A 17017-nucleotide genomic window follows, 5' to 3' on the forward strand; every position below is an offset into this window, starting at 1 on the left:
GAACACACTCCGGCGCCTCGACGCGATGATCTCTGCCACGCCGCAAAACCGGAAGAATGATTTTCTATCGTCTGCCGAAAGCACCGCTTCGCACGACCGTTTCATTCCAGGATCTGGCAAAGCTGCTCGACGCCCAAATCAGCGCTCCGATCTTATTTCTACAAGAATTGTAGACATTACGATTTTTTAGATTTCCGTTCCCGCTGCCGCGACGCTGCGGCAAACGAAATTTTCCACCGGGCACTTTGGCGCAAAGCCCGCCCTCGTCGCGCCCGGCCTGAACGTGTTGAATGCGCTCCATGGTCGATCTCAGTCGCGCAAAATCAAGGAAGCTGCGGCCGACGCTGGCGAGGCTTCCGCCGCTGACGTCGCTTCGCGCTTTTGTCGCAACCGCCCGCCACCTGAGCTTTACGCGGGCGGCCGAAGAACTCCATGTGACGCCTGCCGCCATCGGCCAGCAGATCCGCCTGCTCGAGGATCACCTCGGTCAACCGCTGTTCCATCGAAACCGCGGCGAGCTTCTGCTGACGTCGGCCGGCCAGGCGCTGATGCCCGGCCTCACCGAGGCTTTCGACGTCGTTGTCGAGTCGGTCGCGCGGATTTCCGGCGACGAGGAGGATGCGCCGATCAAAGTGTCGGTCGCGCCCTCCTTCGCCAGCAAATGGCTGATCCCGCGCCTCGACGCACTGCGCGACGCGGTACCCGGCCTAGAAGTGCTGGTCGACGCATCGACCAGACTTGCCGACTTTGCCAGCGAAGACGTCGACTGCGTCATCCGCTACGGGTCGGGCGCCTATAGCGGCCTGCTGACAGAACGGCTTTTTTCGGAAGCGGTGCTCCCCGTCTGCAGCCCGGAATTTGCCCGCATGCACGGTCTCTATCGCGGGCCGGAGGGGCTGCGTGACGCACCGATCCTGCATGAGGACGGTCCGGAACGCGATCCAAGCTGCCCTGACTGGAAGGGCTGGCTGAGATCCAACGGCCTGTCTGGCCGCTTTGTCGAGGGCGGTATACGGCTTAGCCAATCGTCACTGGTGCTCGACGCTGCTGCTGCCGGCAAGGGCATCGGTCTCGGCAAATTCCGGCTGGCCGAGCCTGACCTTGCCGCAGGGCGGCTGGTCAGTCCGTTCGGCTCGCCGCAGCCGGTCGAGTTTTCCTATTATTTCGCGACGACACCGCACAAGGCGAAGCTGGCGACAGTCGAGCGCTTCCATGGCTGGCTGAAGGCCGAGGCGCGGAGGCTTGGCGCGCTCGACTTCACGCCGCCGGCGGCGCTGCCGGCGCGCATCGCCATCATCGCCGCCGAATAGCCCCGCCTCGGTCTCGCGAGCAGGCGCGCGCCTATTTGAGCTTGAAGCCCAGGGCCTTCAGCACTTCGCCCAGGCGATCACGGCCTTTCAGCGCTGCTTTGCTGCCGATGCGGTTCGAAAGCAACTCTGTCCAGTCCACCACAGGCATCGCCTGCTCCTGCTGGAATAAACGAAGCCTCTGGTTGTAGGCTGCAAGATCGTCCGGATCGGGCTCTGATCGATAGCGCTCGCGGTGCAGCACCACAGCCTGCGGCAGTCTGGGCTTGATGTCAGTCGCAGCCAGGAGATCGGGATAGCCGACGGTCAGGCCGAACACCGCCACGGTTTCCGGCGGCAGACCGAGTTCGCGTGCCACCTCCTGCGGATGATTGCGCATGGCGCCGATGTAGCAGGAGCCGAGCCCGAGCGCATCGATCGCCACCACGGCATTCTGCGCGGCAAGTGCGGCGTCGATCACGGCCAGCAGAAAACTCTCCTGATAGTCGAGCCCCTCGCCCTCCCGGCCGTTTGCCTCGGCTATGGCGCGCAGCCGCGACAGGTCGGCCAGCCAGACCAGCAGCAGTGGCGCCTGCTCGATATGGCGATTGATCGCCGCCAGTCCGGCAAGCCGCGCCTTGCGCGCCGGATCCTCGACGGCGACGACACTCCACGCCTGGAGATTGGACGAGGTCGGTGCCGACTGGGCGGCCGCGATGATCAGTTCGAGCATTCCTTCGGGCAGAGGCCTGGCGAGATAGTTGCGGACCGAGCGATGCGAAAGGATCGCCTCGAGGGCTTCGTTCCAGTTTCCGGTGTGCGTATGTTGCGGCGCCCGGTAACGCCGCCGCAGCGCCGCTTCACCACGCAGGTCGGCGTCGGAAGGGCGGATGCTGAAGGCGGCCGGCTGTGACATCGTCTTCCCTACTTGGCAATCTGGCTTCCCTCGCCGGCCCTTGCCGGTTCAAGAAGCGCGGCTTAGGCCCCATTGCGCAATAGCGGAAGCAACGATCGCCTTGCCGCTTGATCTCGGAAAGGTACGGCGTGTCCGAGAGCACGAAATGCGTGATGCCCAGATCCCGGTACCTGCCGAGCGAGTGGGCGACGTCGGCGGCCGAGCCGACCAGCCAGGTGGTACCGGCACCGCCGCCGCCATATTTGCCCGGCGCAGTATAGAGGTTGTCGTCCAGCACCTCGCCACGCGCGTGCAGATCAAGCAGACGCTGCTGGCCCACCGCTACCGCCCGACCGTGATCGTTCCAGCCGGCGCCTTGGCCCTTGGCCATCTCCTCGACCTTCGCCTCGGCGTCCGCCCAGGCCTGGCCAGTGGTGTCGCGGACCAGCGTGGTGACCCGCAACCCGAATTCCAGAGGCGGGAGGTCTCGGTCGAGTTCGCTGCTCAAGGCTTTGAGCCGCTCCATCCGCTCCCGGACACCGTCGAGCGGCTCGCCCCAGAAGAGCTGGACATCCGCCTCGCTGGCCGACACCCACTCGGCCGCCTCCGACGCGCCGCCGAAGTAGAGCTTGGGATGGCGACGATCGCCACAGACATGGATGCGGGGCATGACGGTCGACCCGGTGACCCGGAAGTGCTCGCCCGCAAAGGTCACGTTCTCTTCGGTCCAAAGTCTGCGAACCAGCCGCATGAACTCTCTGGTGCGGGCATAGCGATGTATCTGGTCGCCTTCGCTATCGCCATATGCCGCGAGGTTGTCCTTGCCTGACACTATGTTGATACGCACGCGACCGGCGGTCAGCTGGTCGAGCGTGGCTACGGCGGATGCGAAGTGCGCCGGCCGCCAGTAGCCGGGGCGGATCGCGATGAGCGGCTCGAAGGAGGTGGTCCGCGCGGCGAGCGAGGCGGCGACGGTGACCGTGTCGGGCCGCCCCCAGCCGGTACCGATCAGCGCGCCCTTCCAACCGTGTTCCTCAAGCGCCTTCGCGTGGCTGGTCAGCGTCTCCAGGCTGTTGTGGTCCTCGACGGCCGGCTCGCCGCGATGACCGGGATCGACCTGGTTCGGGATGTACCAAAGAAACTCGGTATCAGCGCTCATTCTCGGGCCTGTATTTTTGTCGGGCATGGAGGTCAATGGCAGGACCTTCCGCTCAGCTGCATTTTGATGATCACTCAAAGGGCTGCCCCTAGCAGCCCTGGCGCCTTGCTCGGCTGCGGTGCAAAGCGGCTTTCGGGCCTGATAAGGCCGAGGTGGTCGCGCAGCGTGCGCCCTTCATATTCCGTTCGGAACAGCCCTCGCCGGCGCAGGATCGGCACCACCGTATCGACAAAGACCTCCAGTCCGGTCGGCAGCACGTCCGGCATCAGGTTGAGGCCGTCGGCGGCGCCGGCGACAAACCATCTTTCGATATCGTCGGCGATCTGCTCCGGCGTGCCGACGATGGTGCGGTGGCCAGTGCTGCCGTTCAGCGCCCGGATCAGCTGGCGAACCGTGAAATCATTGCTGCGGGCGAGCGCGAGCGTGGCCTTGAAGAAGGTGTGGCCGCCGTTGGGGGGCAGTTGAGTCCCTTCCGGCAACTTCTCGTCCAGCTTCAATCGCTCGCGGTCGATGCCGAGCACGCCGGACAGCCGCCCAAGGCTGTAGTCGAGCGGAATGCGATCCCACAGCTCTTCTTGCCGCCGCTCCGCTTCCGCCTCTGTGCTGCCGATGATGGTGGCTAGGCCGGCGAGGTTGAGCGGCACGCCGCCGGTGCGGCCATAGGCGACGGCACGCGCCTTAAGTTCCCGCGCATAGCCGAGCGCTTCCTCGAAAGATTGCGATGCGGAAAACACGGCTTCGGCGTGGCGGGCGGCGAGGTCCTTGCCGTCATCGGACCCGCCGGCCTGGACGACCACCGGATGCCCTTGCGGCGAACGCGGCACATTGTGCGGCCCGTGCACCGAGAAATGTGCGCCCTTGTGGTCGATGGCGTGAACCTTGGTGGCATCGACGAAGCGCCCGCTGGCGACATCACCGATGAAGGCATCGTCCTCCCAGCTGTCCCACAATGCCTTGACGATGTCAGCGAATTCCGCCGCCCGCTCGTAGCGCCGGCCGTGATCGATGGCACCGTTGAGGCCGAAATTGCGGGCCGAGGCGGGATCGGCCGTGGTGACGATGTTCCAGCCGATGCGTCCGCCGCTGACATGGTCGAGCGTCGCGAAGCGCCTGGCGATATTGTAGGGCTCGTTGAAGCTGGTTGAAGCGGTGGCGATCAGGCCGATGCGCTCGGTTGCGGCGGCTACCGTCGCCAGCACGATGGTCGGCTCCAGCGACGTGATCGGACGATAGTCAATGCGGTCCGATATCGCCGCCTGGTCGGCAAGGAATACGGCGTCGAGCTTTGCGCGCTCTGCGATCTTCGCCACCTGCACATAGTGGTCGACGGTGAAGGCGGCATAGGGGTCGACGCCGTCCATCCGCCATGCCGCCGGCGAGAAGCCGGCATGCAGGATGTTGACGTTGAGATGGAGCTGCCGGCCGCTCATCGAAAGACGCCGGGCTCGGGATAAGCGCCGGTCAGATACCAGGTGCCGACGGTGCGGGTCTTGTATTCGGCAGGGTTGTGCAAGGTGTGAATGCGTGCGTTGCGCCAGAAGCGGTCGAAGCCGTATTTGCGCACTGCGGAGCGGGCACCCATCACCTCGAATATCTCGGTCGTGACTTCGAGCGCGACATCGCCTGCCAGCACATTGGCCGCGGCGACGGCAACCGCCGCCTCACCGCGTTCTTGCTCGGTCAGCGCCTTGCCGCGCGCGATCGCATGATCGATCGCCGCCCCCGCGCGATCGGCCAGCGCCGTCGCCGCCCGCGTCTTGACCCAGAGCTCGCCATACTGCCGCTTGATCCATGGATCGTCGATATGGCGCTCGACGCCGGAATACATCCACGGCCGCGAACTATTGAGCGTATAATCTCGCGCCGCCAGCAGCGCGCCCTGGGCCGTGCCGACAAAGACATTGAGCAACACGCTCTGCTGCTGCAGCGGGCCGATGGTGCGGATTGGCAACGACGCGTCGACCCAACCGCGCACCAACTCGCTGTCGTGGATCCTGACGTCCTTGTGGGCGACCTTGCCGCTGCCGGTCTGCGTCTGGCCGATGCCGTCCCAGTCGTCGAGAACGGTGATGCCTTCGCGGTTCGCCGGGATCGCCGCGAATTTCCTCTCGCCGCTGACCTCGTCTTCCCACGAGGTCGAAAGATAGTCGGCGACATGCGAGCCGGAGGCGAAGGGTTTGAAGCCGTTGACGATCGTCCACTCGCCATCTTTGCGGCCGAACAGCGTTTTGGAAAAACTGTTGCCGGTGTTGCCCCAGAACCAGTCGCCGGCAGCCGAACGCCGTAGCAGATCGGCTGAGCGCGGTTCGTCCGAATTGAGCCTGGCGGCGATCAGCGCGCTGAAATGGTAGCCGTAGATATGGCCGATCGAGCCGTCGACCTTGGCGAACTCGCGGCCGATCTTCAGCGCTGTCGAATAGGGTTCGCCGGCGCCGCCGAATTCCTTGGGGATGACGATGGTGAGCAGGCCGCTTTGCTTGAGCATCCGTATCTGTTCGACGGGTCTGCCGCCAAGCTGGTCGCGCTCGACCGCATCGCGGGCAAAGATGTCGCGCAGCTCGACCGCCTTGGCGATCCATGGATTGGACGTATCGGGATCGAAGGTCATCGTCTCACTCATGCAGATGCGGGAAGCCGTGGCGCTCGGCAAGCAGTGCGAGAATGCGCCTGGTGTCATCGGCGAAGACCTTGCCCTTGGCCGTCGGCAAGTCGGCGGGCGGATCGCTGCCGATGATCAGCACCGGCAGCGACTGGTGCCGTTCGCCGAGCGCGTCGATCACCTTGCCCCTCGGCCTTGCGAACGGGACGCGTTCGACGTCTAGTCTGCTGGCGAGATCGGGAAAGGCAGCGAGCAATCCCTCAACCTGGTTGCAATAGGGGCAGACGAACGTCTGGCCCGGCTGCTTTGGGTCGGCGAAACCCGGCTGGATGAGAAAGAGCGTGTCGCGCGCCATTGCCGGCCTACTCCGCAGCCGCCGCGGCATGCCGCGAAAAGCGGTTTGCCGGCCGCTTCAGGCCGAGATTGTCGCGCAAGGTGCTGCCCTCATACTCATCGCGGAACAGGCCACGGCGGCGCAGTTCCGGCACCACCAGCTCGATGAAATCCTTCAGGCCGCCGGGCATGATCGGCGCCATGATGTTGAAGCCGTCGGCACCGTAATTCTCGAACCGCTCTTCCATGATGTCGGCGATCTGTTGCGGCGTGCCGACCACTTGCCAGTGGCCGCGGGCGCCGGCGATGCGCAGATAGAGCTGCCGGATCGTCAGATTCTCGCGTCGCGCCAGATCGATCACCAGAGCCTGCCGGCTCTTGCCGGCATTGGTCTCCGGCAAATCCGGCACCGGCCCGTCGAGCGGATAGGCGCTGAGGTCGAAGCCGCCGGCCAGCGCCGAGACCAGACCGAGGCCGACTTCCGGCTGGATGAGATCCTGCAGCTGTTCGAACTTCTCCCGCGCCTCGGCTTCGGTGCGGCCGACGACCGGGAAAATGCCTGGCAGGACTTTCAGGTCATCCTCCGAGCGGCCATATTTGCCGAGCCTGCCCTTGACGTCGGCATAGAAGGCGGTGGCTTCGTCGAGCGTGATCTGCGCCGCGAAAATCGCTTCCGCGGTACGAGCCGCCAGCTCTTTGCCCGGACCCGACGCCCCGGCCTGGACCACGACCGGATGGCCTTGCGGCGTTCGCGGCGTGTTCAGGGGACCACGCACCTTGAAGTGCTGGCCCTTGTGGTTCAGCACATGCAGTTTGTCCTTGTCGAAATAGCGCCCGCTTGCTCTGTCGCGCGGGAAGGCGTCATCTTCCCAGCTGTCCCACAGGCCGAGCACGACATCGGCGAATTCCTCGGCGCGGTCGTAGCGCTCGCCATGCTGGATATGCGTCTCGTGACCGAAATTGAACGCTGCCTCCGGATCGGACGAAGTGACCAGATTCCAGCCGGCCCGCCCGCCGCTCAGATGGTCGAGCGACGCGAACTGGCGGGCCAGATTGTAGGGATCGGAAAAACTGGTCGACGCCGTGGCGATGAGGCCGATATTCCTGGTCACAGCCGACAGTGCCGACAGCAGCGTGATCGGCTCGAACGGATAGACGCCGCTATGCGCCTTGCGGCTGGCGGCCTCCAGATCCTTCAGCCGCGCCGCCACGCCGTCGGCGAAGAAGATCGTGTCGAACTTGGCTGCTTCCGCCAGCCGGGCCAGCTCGACATAGTCGTTGAGGCTGGTCCCTTCTCCTGCCTCCGGGTGGCGCCAGGCTGCGACATGGTGGCCGGTGAAGAGAAGAAAGGCTCCAAGCTTGAGCTTGTCCTTGCGGCTGGCCATGTTCCGCGCCTCCTCAGCGATACAATCCGCCGACCGGGAATTCCCCGGTCAGCAACCAGGTGCCGATCGTGCGCTTCTTGTATTCGGCCGGATTGTGCAGCGTGTGCGTGCGCACGTTGCGCCAGAACCTGTCGTAGCCGTTGGCCTTGGTGGCTGAGCGGGCGCCCATCACCTCGAAAACCTCGCTCGACGCATCGAGGCCGATTTGTCCGGCGTAGACATTGGCGGTGGCGAGATCGATCGCCGTCTGCCCGCGCTGCTCCAGGGTCAACGCCTCGCCCTGGCCATAGGCGGCATCGAGGCTGCATGCCGCTATATCGGCCAGTTCGGCCGCGGCGAGCGTGCGGATATAGAGGTCGCCATATTTGCGTTGCACGAACGGATCGTCGGTATGTTTCTCATAGCCGGAATAGACCCAGGGGCGCGATTGCGACACCGTATAGTCGCGGCCTTCGCTCAGCGCTCCTTGCGCGCTGCCGACGAACAGGTTGAGCAGGACCGCCTGCTGGAACAGTGACGTCAGCGTCTGGAACGGCGTCAGCGGCACCGCTGGCGAGCCAATCAGTTCGTCATCACCGACATGCACGTCCTTGAAGGTGACCTTGCCGGAACCCGTCTGGCGCTGTCCGACGCCGTCCCAGTCGTCCTCAATGACGATGCCCTCACGGTCAGCCGGGATTGCGGCTGCCAGCCGGTCCTGACCGTCCTCCCAGGCGACCTGGATATAGTCAGCGATGTGCGAACCGGAAGAAAAGGGCCGAAAGCCGCTCAGGATCCAGCCCGTGCCGTTGCGCCTGGCCGTCGACGTCTTCGACATGGCGTTGCCGGAATTGCCCCAGACCCAGTTCTCCCTTGCCGAGCGTTTCAGCAGTCGGTCCTTCTGCGCCTCGGTCCCGCGAAACAGCACGCCGTTGAGCGGCAGATGATGGTAGCCGTAGAGATGGGCGAGCGAGCCGTCGGTGCGGGCGAATTCGCGCACGACGCGCAGCACCGACAGCCAGGGTGCGCCCTTGCCGCCATAGCGCTTGGGAATCTGCGCCGACGGCAGGCCGCTTTCCTTCAGCAGACGGATTTGCTCGACCGGCCGCCCGCCGGCCTTGTCGCGCGCCACGGCATCCCGATCGAAGATATCGCGCAGTTCGACCGCCGTGGCGACGAACGGGTCGGAAAGGTCAGGGCTGAAGGTCATCGGCGTTTGTCCATGGAAATGCGTCTATTCCGCCGCGATGGTCCGCGCCGGCCGCCAGACGGAAGCGGCATAGGCGTCTTCGCCGAACTCGGCCGGATGGCTCCCGGTTATGCGACTCTCATGGCTGTCGAGATCGGCGAGGAAGAGATCGCGGCTGATGCGCGCGACCACAGCCGGCACATCGCGCCTGATCGACGGCACATCGCCGATCGGCAGGCCGAAACTGACAAAGCCGCCGGGATTGAAGACATGGATATTCCTCAGGAATGGCGCCTCCCCCGGCGCCTTCTCGAGAAATTCATGGCCGAGGCCGAGATAAGGATGGGCGCCGAAAAACTCATCCCGCTCTGCTTCCGACGGCGCGTACTGGTCGCGCCATAGCCGGATGGCGGTGGCGAAATCGGCAAGTTCCGGCTTGCGGGTCGGGTCGGCAAAATAGCCGGTACCGGCGATGACGAAGTCGAAGGCAAATGTTTCGCCGGCGATCTCGGTGACGACCTTGCCGTCTTCGACATCCGCATTTGTCCAGGGGGCACCGAGATGGAGATGAAAATTCTGGTGCCGCACCGCCCGCTCCACCGCATCGAGCGGTGGCGTCGAACCGGCCTCGCGGAAGCGCAGCGCCTGGCGCCAGCGCACCGCAACGGGCAGCAGCGGATAATTGTCATAGGCCCCGGGATAGCCGCGCACGCGGTTGATCGGCACGCTGGCGATGCTGGTGCGTCTGGCGAACAGACGCACCGATTTCGCGCCGGCCTCAAGGGCAGCTCCGGCCGCATCGAATGCCGAAGCCGCCGACCCGACGACAGCGATTGCCTTTCCCTTGAGCGAGGCAAAATCGATTGCCGCCGAACTGTGTGCGACAAGGCCCTGCGGCAAGGCGGCAAGTACCGCCGGTATCACTGGACCGCCGCTGCCGCCAAATCCATTGGCCAGAATGATCTTGCGCGCCGTTTCGACCGATGGCGTGCCGTCGGCTTCGAGGTGCAGGCGAAAATGCCCGCCAGCCGGCTCGATGCGAATGAGACGTGTGCCGTAACGAATGCCGATGCCGAGAAAGTCGCGATACCATTTCAGGTAGTTCGCCCAATCCGTCCGTACGATGCGGTCGAAACCGGCATAGGCTTCCGCACCGTGGCGGGCTTCGTACCAGGACTGAAAACTCAAGCCCGGCAAGCCGAGTTCCGGCCCCGGCAAGCCCTTTGGCGTTCGCAACCGGTTCATCCGCGCATGGGAGAGCCAGATGCCAGCCTTGCTCTCGTCCGGCGCGGCATCGATGACCGTAACCTTGCCGATGCCGGCGCGCCTCAACGCGAAGGCAAAGGTGGCGCCCGTCTGCCCGCCGCCGACGATGAAGACATTGTGGTTGATGCCCTCGCGGTCCGGCACCCAGTTCTGCGGATCAGGGCCGATCAGCCGAAGTGTTTCATGGGCGTGGAAATCTGGATCGGATGGTAAAGCCATTTGGGCTCCGGCTGAAGTTCAAGCGTCGCGCCAAACTCCGCCCCAGTCGGCAAACAGTCCAGAAATGTCTGCTTTGATTGCCCGGTAGTTTTTTTCACTTGCATTGCAACGACGCGCTTTCACAGCCGACGAATGGGCGGTGCGTGTGGCCTCCCTGAAGCCGGAGCATCTTTTTTGATAATGCAGCGGGCGCAAGCGCACTGGTCATTTTTATTTCTTACGGCTCACGCGCAATACGCCGATGCAGTCGGGCATTGGTGTCGAGCACATCAGCGGCGTCGCGTGGTCAGCGGGATCAAGCTTGATCTTGGTCGACCGACATGTGTGGCGTCCGCCATCTGACAGACGGCAGATCGCGGATACACCAGCAACGGTCCTCGCAGGATAGGACAGCGCAGCTATTCAACAGGCGTCCCAAGAGGCCCGTCGGCTACTCCATCGCAGGAACGAAAACAGAAGAGTAGCGGAACTTTCGTGTGCAGTTTTTGCACACGATCTCTCATAACATATTGATTTTATTTATTGATCTGTCCCATCCATCACCGGACATTGCGGAGTATCTTGGTACAGGTGGGGCGGCAGACACGATTCGAACTACGTGCGACAGTGAAATGATCGCCGTTCTCAAAGTTCGTTGGCCGATAGTTGGTGCGGGTGGTCGGAATCGAACCGACACTCCTTTCGGAACTGGATTTTGAATCCAGCGCGTCTACCAGTTTCACCACACCCGCAAGGCGCTAACTCATTTACCTCTCAACGCTCTCATGCTGCACCTAGGTAGAGGGTGGCAGTTCGAGAATTAAGCGGCCCTTAACTCCTAACCTATTGACCTCCAATCCTATTACCCTGCAGGCTGACGGTAGACGCATCCTGATTTTGAGTCGAGCGCGTCTACCAATTCCGCCATAGGGGCTCAGGCCGGGCGGCCTGGATGCGCGCGGACTATACGGCTGGAGGCCTGTTCGTCAACTGGCCAAATCCTGAGAACCGGTCTCGCTCGACGCGAGCCTTTCGATTTCGTGAAGCAGCTGCCATTGTGCAGCGCGGAAAATCTTTCTAGACAGGCGGCGCATGTCATTGAAGCGCACCTTGTCCGACGAGGTTGATGCGGGGCGCTTCCAAGTCTTGTTTGTACATGTCGTGATCCCAAGACCGCTTCTGGTTTGGGCGTGCATTAGGAGTGCCGATGCTTCGCGGACTTTACGACTGGACCTTGTCGCTGGCGGCGAGCAAATCGGCCGAATGGTGGCTGGCCTTCATCGCCTTCGTCGAGAGCTCGGTGTTCCTGGTGCCGGCCGACGTCCTCTATCTGCCGATGGCGCTGTCGCGGCCGGATCGCGCCTATCGTTACGCGCTGGTCGCCACCGTCGCCTCTGTGCTGGGCGGCATCGCCGGCTGGTTCATCGGCCATTATGCCTATGATGCGGTCGCGCGGCCGATCCTCGAATTTTACGGCAAATATGACGAGTTCGAAGCGATGCGCGTCTCATCGGGTGTCGGCTTCATCATCCTGATGCTGGTCACCTCCGGCCTCGCCCATCTGCCGCCGATCAAGGTTGTGACGATCCTGTCGGGCGTCATCGGTGTTCCTTTGCTGCTGTTCATCGTGCTGGCAATCGTGGCGCGCGGTGCTCGCTTCCTGTTTCTCGCGTGGCTCTTGCGCCGCTATGGCGAGCCGATCCGCCACTTCATCGAAAAGCGCCTTGGCCAGATTGCAGGCGCCGCCGCCGCTGCCCTGATTTTGCTCTATATCGTCGTCAAATACGCCGTCTGAACGACATCGAACCGAATGGACTGAGTCCGATGACAGCGACCGTGAATGCCGATACCGGACGCCAGCGGCTGCGCACCGCCCTGTTTCTCGCTGTCGCCATGGCCGCCACGGTCGGCTCGGCGCTGGCCTTCCAGTATCTCGGCGGCTATATCCCCTGCAAGCTCTGCCTCGAGCAGCGCACGCCTTACTACGTCGGCGTGCCCTTGATGCTGCTGGCGGTGCTTGCGTCGGCTCTTCACGCGCCAGCCTGGGTAAGCCGTGGCCTGCTGGCTATTGGCGGCCTGCTGATGCTCTACGGCGTCTATCTCGGCGTTTATCACTCCGGCGTCGAATGGGCGTGGTGGCCAGGCCCGACCGATTGCACCGCAGCCGCCGGGCCGGTGGACACCGGCGGCAAGGGCGTGCTCGATGCGCTCGACAAATTCGTCCCGCCCTCCTGCGACAAGGCGGCGCTCCGCATCCTCGGCCTGTCGCTGGCCGGCTGGAACGTCATCGCCAGCTTTGTCCTGGCAGTCGTAGCCTTCCGCAGCGCCTTCGCCCGCGACTGATCGGCACAACGCAGAGTTCGTCCAGAAATTCGTCAGGCCGGAGTGCATGACGTGGCTTTCGAGAACCGGAGCGGAGCGTACTAAAGTACGTGAGCACCGGAAGCGCAGAAAGCTGCGTCAGGCGACCGGCATGGCGGATTTCTGCCGAACTCTATGGTTCGAGTTCGACATCCCAGTACAGATAATCCATCCAGCTTTCGTGTAGATGGTTGGGCGGGAACAGCCGGCCGTTATTATGCAAATCATGCACCGTCGGCTGGTAGGGCTTCTGCAGCGGCCACATCTTGGCGTGGGCCGGCATCATGCCGCCCTTCCTCAGATTGCAGGGCGAGCAGGCAGCGACGACATTCTCCCAGGTCGTGGCGCCGCCGCGATGGCGAGGAATGACATGGTCGAACGTCAGATCGTCCGGCGTGCCGCAATATTGGCATTGGAAACGGTCACGCAGGAAGACGTTGAAACGGGTAAACGCCGGATGCCTCGACGGCTTCACGTAAGCCTTCAGGCTGACGACGCTCGGCAGCTTCATCGAAAAGGTCGGTGAAGAGACGGCGTGTTCGTATTCGGCGACGATGTTCACCCTCTCGAGGAACACCGCCTTGATGGCATCCTGCCAGGACCAGAGCGACAGGGGGTAATAGCTGAGCGGACGGTAATCCGCATTCAGCACCAGCGCTGGAAGCCCATCCGGAGATACGGCAACCGTCACGTCGTTGACCTCCTTCACCCTAGAACCGGTCGACGCGGATACTGTAAGCCCGACATGACAGGGATGTGAAGCGGATTGTCGATCATGCCGGGTCTCAAAAACGCATGATTTCAATGCTTTTTTGCGGATTCAGGCCGGAGGCGCGGCATCCCTGCCCTTCAATTCGCGATAATAAGCCCAGAAAAGCCGCGATGCGACGCCGCGCCACGGGCTCCATGATTCGGCAAGCCGGATCAGCATTTTCTCCGGCGGACGCGGGTCGATGCCGAGTGCATGGCCGACCGCGCTCTGCAATGCAACGTCGCGCGCCGGAAAGATATCTGGGTGTCCGGCGGCAAACAAAAGGTAGACTTCAGCCGTCCACGAGCCGATGCCCGGCACCTTGGTCATGGCCGCGATCGCCTCGCTTGCATCGAGCCGGCACAGGTGATCGAGGTCGAGTCCCTCGGCCAGCGCCCGGGCGACGGCAACCAGGCCGCGCTGCTTGGGCCGCGACAGCCCGGCCTCGCGAAAGATCGCCTCGTCGGCGGCAAGTATCGCCTGCGGCGTCAGCGGATCGAGCAGTCTCGTCAGCCGGCCGAAGATGGCATCGGCGCTCGCGCGGGACACTTGTTGTGAAACGACGATCGAGGCAAGGCTCCTGAACCCCGGCTCCGACAGCCTGAGCGGCACCTCGCCGGCCATGCCGCGCACTTTTTCCAGGCGTGGGTCGAGTAAGCATAGCCTATCCAGCCCTTGCGCAATGTCGTCGAGACTGGCGATGCGTTGCATGTCTGCTTGTTCCAAAATCAAAAGTGCCGCACGCTTCGTCACGTGTCCCTCTGGACGCACGACGCCACCGGCGCAAAGTAGCAATTGGCGAAAGCGCCACACAACCCGATTGCCGCCGGACAATGACACTGCTGACATTCCGCTTCGCGCCGAGCCCGAACGGCGAACTGCATCTCGGCCATGCCTATTCGGCGCTGCTCAATCAGAAATTGGCAAAGGCGGCGGGCGGACGCCTGCTGCTGCGCATCGAGGATATCGACACGACGCGCTGCACGCCGGAATTCGAGGCAGGCATTTTTCGCGACCTGAAATGGCTGGGGCTTGGCTGGGAGGAACCGGTGCGCCGCCAGTCCGAGCATTTTGCCGAATATCGGGCGATGCTCGAGCGGCTGATCAAGGAAGAACTTGTCTACCCGGCCTTCATGAGCAGAAGTGAGATCCGCGCCTTTATCGCCGACAGCGAGAAGCGTGGCCGCGACTGGCCGCGCGACCCGGACGGCGTGCCGCTCTATCCCGCCGCCGACAAGGCGTTGACGGCGAGCGAACGCAAGCGGCGCGTCGCCGAAAATGCGCCATTTGCCTGGCGGCTGGACGTCGATGCGGCAATAGCGCGCGCCGGCAAGGACCTGTCATGGGCCGAATACACGAACGAGACGCTCTCCGCGACGCGTCGTGTCGAAGCCCATCCGCAGGATTGGGGCGACGTGATCGTGGCGCGCCGCGAAATCCCGACCAGTTATCACCTCGCCGTCACCATGGACGACGCGCTGCAGGGCGTCAGCCATGTCGTGCGCGGCCAGGACCTTTATTCCGCGACCAGCGTGCAGCGGCTGCTTCAGCAACTGCTTGGCCTGCCGCAGCCGGCCTATTTTCACCATCGCCTGATCCTCGGCCCGGACGGACGAAAACTGTCGAAGAGCCTTGGCGATACCGGCCTTGCCGCCCAGCGTAAGGCGGGCGCATCGCCCGCCGATCTCAAGCGGCTGGTCGGTCTCTAGACTAGACCGGTGAGCTCGCGGCCATCAACGGCGCTCCTTCAATTCAAATGACTCTATGGATCAACCGTTTGGTTTTGCTTGCCGGCCCGAACGGCATTAAGCAGTCGCCGCAGTCGATCCCTCACCCGAATTCATCGCGGCCTCCGGAAATGCACAGCCTCAAGCGGTTCATCCCCGCCTCTTTCGTCGTCCTGTGGGCGACCGGCTTCATCGGCGCGCGCTATGCCATGCCGTGGGCGGAGCCCTTTACGTTCCTGGCCGCGCGCTTTGTCCTGGCCGCAATCCTGCTTGTCGCTTTGATGGCCGCACTTGGTTCGAGCCGCGCCACCCGCGATGAGGCGCTGCACGCGACCGGTGCCGGCATCCTGATGCATGGCATCTATCTCGGCGGCGTGTTCTGGGCAATCCACCGGGGCATGCCCGCCGGACTTTCAGCCCTGATCGTCGGCCTGCAGCCGCTGATCACGGCAGTGCTCGCCGGCCGGCTTCTCGGCGAGGCCATCCTGCCGCGCCACTGGGCCGGTCTCGGCCTCGGGTTGATCGGCGTGGTGATCGTGCTTTGGCCGAAGCTCGGTGCGCTCGGCGGCGGCGTGACGGCCGAGACACTGGGCGCCTCGCTGGTCTCGGTACTCGGCATGAGCGCCGGCACCATCTGGCAGAAGCGCTTTGCTTCCGGCGGCGATCTGGTGGCTGCCACGTTCTGGCAATATGTCGGCGGCGCATCGGTGATGGCTCTGGCCTCGCTCGCCTTCGAGACCCGAACGGTCATCGTCAACGGCGAGCTGATCTTCGCCATGACCTGGCTCGTGCTGGCGCTGTCGATCGGCGCCATCTTCCTGTTGATGGTGATGATCCGCGACGGCGAAATGTCGAAGGTCGCCTCGCTGTTTTACCTCGTGCCGGCTGTCACCGCGGTCATCGCCTGGGCATTGTTCGGTGAGCACTTGAGCCCGCTCCAGATCGCCGGCATGGCGATCGCGACGCTCGGCGTCGGGCTGGCGACGGCTCAGCCGCCGACGCGGGCACGCGCCTCTAAATAGCGGCTGATCGCGGCGTTGAGCTCGCCACCGAGGATGAAGATCGCTGAGACGATATAGAGGAACACGACGGCGATCATGATCGAGGCGAGGCCGGCATAGGTCGTCACATAGGACGAGAAATGATCGAGATAGGCGGCGAAGATGGTCGACCCGATGAGCCAGCCGACCAGCGTGAAGATGATGCCAGGCACGATCGAAACGAGGCGGCGCTTGCCGGCCGGCAACCAGAAATGCACGGCGAACAGGCCGCCGATGATGACTACAGAGGCGATGACGTAACGCCACAGCGTGATCGTGCCCATATAGGGTTTTATCCATTCGAAATGCGACTCGGCCAGCCGTGCCAGCAATGGCGCGAAGACCAGCAGCACGCTGATGGCCAAAAACCCGGCCGTCGCGATCAGCACGAAGATGATGCTCTGCACCCGCCGATAGATGATGCCGCGCGTTTCCGAGACACGATAGGCCCGGTTGAGCGAGGTGCGCAGCGCCTCGATGCCGTTCGAGGCGAAATATCCGGCAAGCACAATACCGTAGGTCAACAGGTCACTGCGCCGGACGGTAAGCACGTTGAGCACCTCGCGCGCGATCGGTTTGGCGATCTGCTCGGGCCATGTGTCGAACACAAGGTGCACGGCGGTGTCGGCGAAAGCCTGCGCGCCGAAAAAACTCGCCAGCGTCGTGGCGAAGATCAGGAAAGGAAAAAGCGCCATCAGCGCGGTGATCGCCAGATGGCTGGCCATTGCCCAGCCGTCGTCGGTGTTGAAATGGCCGAGCGCGTCGTAGAGGACGCGTTTGAGGGCTACGATCTTCCGCAACAAGAACCGCGTTCCCTTCGATTGTCCCGACGCCGCGAATATGGGAAGG

General features: G+C 63.5%; 15 protein-coding genes, 1 tRNA gene and 1 pseudogene. 5 read left to right on the top strand and 12 right to left on the bottom strand.

All coding sequences use genetic code 11. The features are described 5' to 3' along the window. Positions 1–299: 299 nt before the first annotated feature. Entirely contained in the window at positions 300–1310 is a 1011-nt protein-coding gene (gene gcvA, locus NKI58_RS00660) for a transcriptional regulator GcvA (protein WP_352783399.1), read from the top strand. 31 nt (positions 1311–1341) lie between these two features. On the opposite strand, the gene NKI58_RS00665 is transcribed toward gcvA, so the two are convergent. The 9 genes and pseudogenes from NKI58_RS00665 to NKI58_RS00705 form a co-directional block, all read right to left on the bottom strand. After that, positions 1342–2202, bottom strand: a complete 861-nt coding sequence (locus tag NKI58_RS00665) for an NADPH-dependent oxidoreductase (RefSeq protein ID WP_352783397.1) — start codon at positions 2200–2202, stop codon at positions 1342–1344. 62 nt (positions 2203–2264) lie between these two features. Beyond that, positions 2265–3340: pseudogene (locus NKI58_RS00670) on the bottom strand (LLM class flavin-dependent oxidoreductase). Between the two features lie 74 nt (positions 3341–3414). After that, entirely contained in the window at positions 3415–4770 is a 1356-nt protein-coding gene (locus NKI58_RS00675; RefSeq protein ID WP_352783394.1) for an LLM class flavin-dependent oxidoreductase, read from the bottom strand. Further along, the gene (locus NKI58_RS00680) at positions 4767–5948 is read right to left on the bottom strand and encodes an acyl-CoA dehydrogenase family protein (RefSeq protein ID WP_352783391.1); all 1182 of its coding nucleotides are present in this window, start codon (positions 5946–5948) and stop codon (positions 4767–4769) included. The genes NKI58_RS00675 and NKI58_RS00680 overlap by 4 nt, the downstream gene beginning before the upstream one ends. 4 nt (positions 5949–5952) lie before the next feature. Then, the gene (locus tag NKI58_RS00685) at positions 5953–6294 is read right to left on the bottom strand and encodes a DUF3088 domain-containing protein (RefSeq protein ID WP_352783388.1); all 342 of its coding nucleotides are present in this window, start codon (positions 6292–6294) and stop codon (positions 5953–5955) included. Positions 6295–6301: 7 nt separating this feature from the next. Then, positions 6302–7657 (bottom strand): LLM class flavin-dependent oxidoreductase, encoded by a 1356-nt coding sequence (locus NKI58_RS00690; protein WP_352783386.1) that lies wholly within the window; start codon positions 7655–7657, stop codon positions 6302–6304. 13 nt (positions 7658–7670) lie between these two features. After that, the gene (locus tag NKI58_RS00695; RefSeq protein ID WP_352637659.1) at positions 7671–8846 is read right to left on the bottom strand and encodes an acyl-CoA dehydrogenase family protein; all 1176 of its coding nucleotides are present in this window, start codon (positions 8844–8846) and stop codon (positions 7671–7673) included. A gap of 24 nt (positions 8847–8870) precedes the next feature. Then, the gene (locus NKI58_RS00700) at positions 8871–10310 is read right to left on the bottom strand and encodes an NAD(P)-binding domain-containing protein (RefSeq protein WP_352637657.1); all 1440 of its coding nucleotides are present in this window, start codon (positions 10308–10310) and stop codon (positions 8871–8873) included. A gap of 646 nt (positions 10311–10956) precedes the next feature. After that, positions 10957–11041, bottom strand: a tRNA-Leu gene (locus tag NKI58_RS00705). Positions 11042–11496: 455 nt separating this feature from the next. On the opposite strand from NKI58_RS00705, the gene NKI58_RS00710 reads away from it, so the two are divergent. Beyond that, positions 11497–12084, top strand: coding sequence for a YqaA family protein (locus tag NKI58_RS00710; protein ID WP_023677958.1), 588 nt, complete (start codon positions 11497–11499; stop codon positions 12082–12084). A 29-nt stretch (positions 12085–12113) separates the two neighbouring features. Beyond that, on the top strand, positions 12114–12632 hold the full coding sequence (locus tag NKI58_RS00715; protein ID WP_352783383.1) for a disulfide bond formation protein B: 519 nt from the start codon (positions 12114–12116) through the stop codon (positions 12630–12632). A gap of 151 nt (positions 12633–12783) precedes the next feature. On the opposite strand, the gene NKI58_RS00720 is transcribed toward NKI58_RS00715, so the two are convergent. Both NKI58_RS00720 and NKI58_RS00725 read right to left on the bottom strand, forming a co-directional pair. Further along, positions 12784–13341: an HNH endonuclease gene (locus tag NKI58_RS00720; protein WP_023677956.1), complete on the bottom strand. Its 558-nt coding sequence runs from the start codon at positions 13339–13341 to the stop codon at positions 12784–12786. Positions 13342–13470: 129 nt separating this feature from the next. After that, positions 13471–14112 (bottom strand): DNA-3-methyladenine glycosylase family protein, encoded by a 642-nt coding sequence (locus NKI58_RS00725; RefSeq protein WP_352634004.1) that lies wholly within the window; start codon positions 14110–14112, stop codon positions 13471–13473. Positions 14113–14234: 122 nt separating this feature from the next. On the opposite strand from NKI58_RS00725, the gene gluQRS reads away from it, so the two are divergent. Further along, on the top strand, positions 14235–15110 hold the full coding sequence (gluQRS, locus tag NKI58_RS00730; protein ID WP_352783381.1) for a tRNA glutamyl-Q(34) synthetase GluQRS: 876 nt from the start codon (positions 14235–14237) through the stop codon (positions 15108–15110). 149 nt (positions 15111–15259) lie between these two features. Further along, positions 15260–16150 (top strand): DMT family transporter, encoded by an 891-nt coding sequence (locus tag NKI58_RS00735; protein ID WP_352783378.1) that lies wholly within the window; start codon positions 15260–15262, stop codon positions 16148–16150. Here NKI58_RS00735 and NKI58_RS00740 read toward each other — a convergent pair. Continuing rightward, positions 16117–16971 carry a YihY/virulence factor BrkB family protein gene (locus NKI58_RS00740; RefSeq protein WP_031212039.1) on the bottom strand — a complete coding sequence of 285 codons (855 nt, stop codon included), beginning with the start codon at positions 16969–16971 and terminating at the stop codon, positions 16117–16119. The genes NKI58_RS00735 and NKI58_RS00740 overlap by 34 nt on opposite strands. Positions 16972–17017 lie beyond the last annotated feature (46 nt).

The sequence above is a fragment of the Mesorhizobium sp. M0522 genome (assembly GCF_040321085.1).
Taxonomy (GTDB): domain Bacteria; phylum Pseudomonadota; class Alphaproteobacteria; order Rhizobiales; family Rhizobiaceae; genus Mesorhizobium.

What these genes read in the sequence shown, in the direction of transcription:
- gcvA (WP_352783399.1), top strand. Translation starts at nt 300, where the DNA reads ATGGTCGATCTCAGTCGCGCAAAATCAAGGAAGCTGCGGCCGACGCTG.
- NKI58_RS00665 (WP_352783397.1), bottom strand. Translation starts at nt 2,202, where the DNA reads ATGTCACAGCCGGCCGCCTTCAGCATCCGCCCTTCCGACGCCGACCTG.
- NKI58_RS00675 (WP_352783394.1), bottom strand. Translation starts at nt 4,770, where the DNA reads ATGAGCGGCCGGCAGCTCCATCTCAACGTCAACATCCTGCATGCCGGC.
- NKI58_RS00680 (WP_352783391.1), bottom strand. Translation starts at nt 5,948, where the DNA reads ATGACCTTCGATCCCGATACGTCCAATCCATGGATCGCCAAGGCGGTC.
- NKI58_RS00685 (WP_352783388.1), bottom strand. Translation starts at nt 6,294, where the DNA reads ATGGCGCGCGACACGCTCTTTCTCATCCAGCCGGGTTTCGCCGACCCA.
- NKI58_RS00690 (WP_352783386.1), bottom strand. Translation starts at nt 7,657, where the DNA reads ATGGCCAGCCGCAAGGACAAGCTCAAGCTTGGAGCCTTTCTTCTCTTC.
- NKI58_RS00695 (WP_352637659.1), bottom strand. Translation starts at nt 8,846, where the DNA reads ATGACCTTCAGCCCTGACCTTTCCGACCCGTTCGTCGCCACGGCGGTC.
- NKI58_RS00700 (WP_352637657.1), bottom strand. Translation starts at nt 10,310, where the DNA reads ATGGCTTTACCATCCGATCCAGATTTCCACGCCCATGAAACACTTCGG.
- NKI58_RS00710 (WP_023677958.1), top strand. Translation starts at nt 11,497, where the DNA reads ATGCTTCGCGGACTTTACGACTGGACCTTGTCGCTGGCGGCGAGCAAA.
- NKI58_RS00715 (WP_352783383.1), top strand. Translation starts at nt 12,114, where the DNA reads ATGACAGCGACCGTGAATGCCGATACCGGACGCCAGCGGCTGCGCACC.
- NKI58_RS00725 (WP_352634004.1), bottom strand. Translation starts at nt 14,112, where the DNA reads ATGCAACGCATCGCCAGTCTCGACGACATTGCGCAAGGGCTGGATAGG.
- gluQRS (WP_352783381.1), top strand. Translation starts at nt 14,235, where the DNA reads ATGACACTGCTGACATTCCGCTTCGCGCCGAGCCCGAACGGCGAACTG.
- NKI58_RS00735 (WP_352783378.1), top strand. Translation starts at nt 15,260, where the DNA reads ATGCACAGCCTCAAGCGGTTCATCCCCGCCTCTTTCGTCGTCCTGTGG.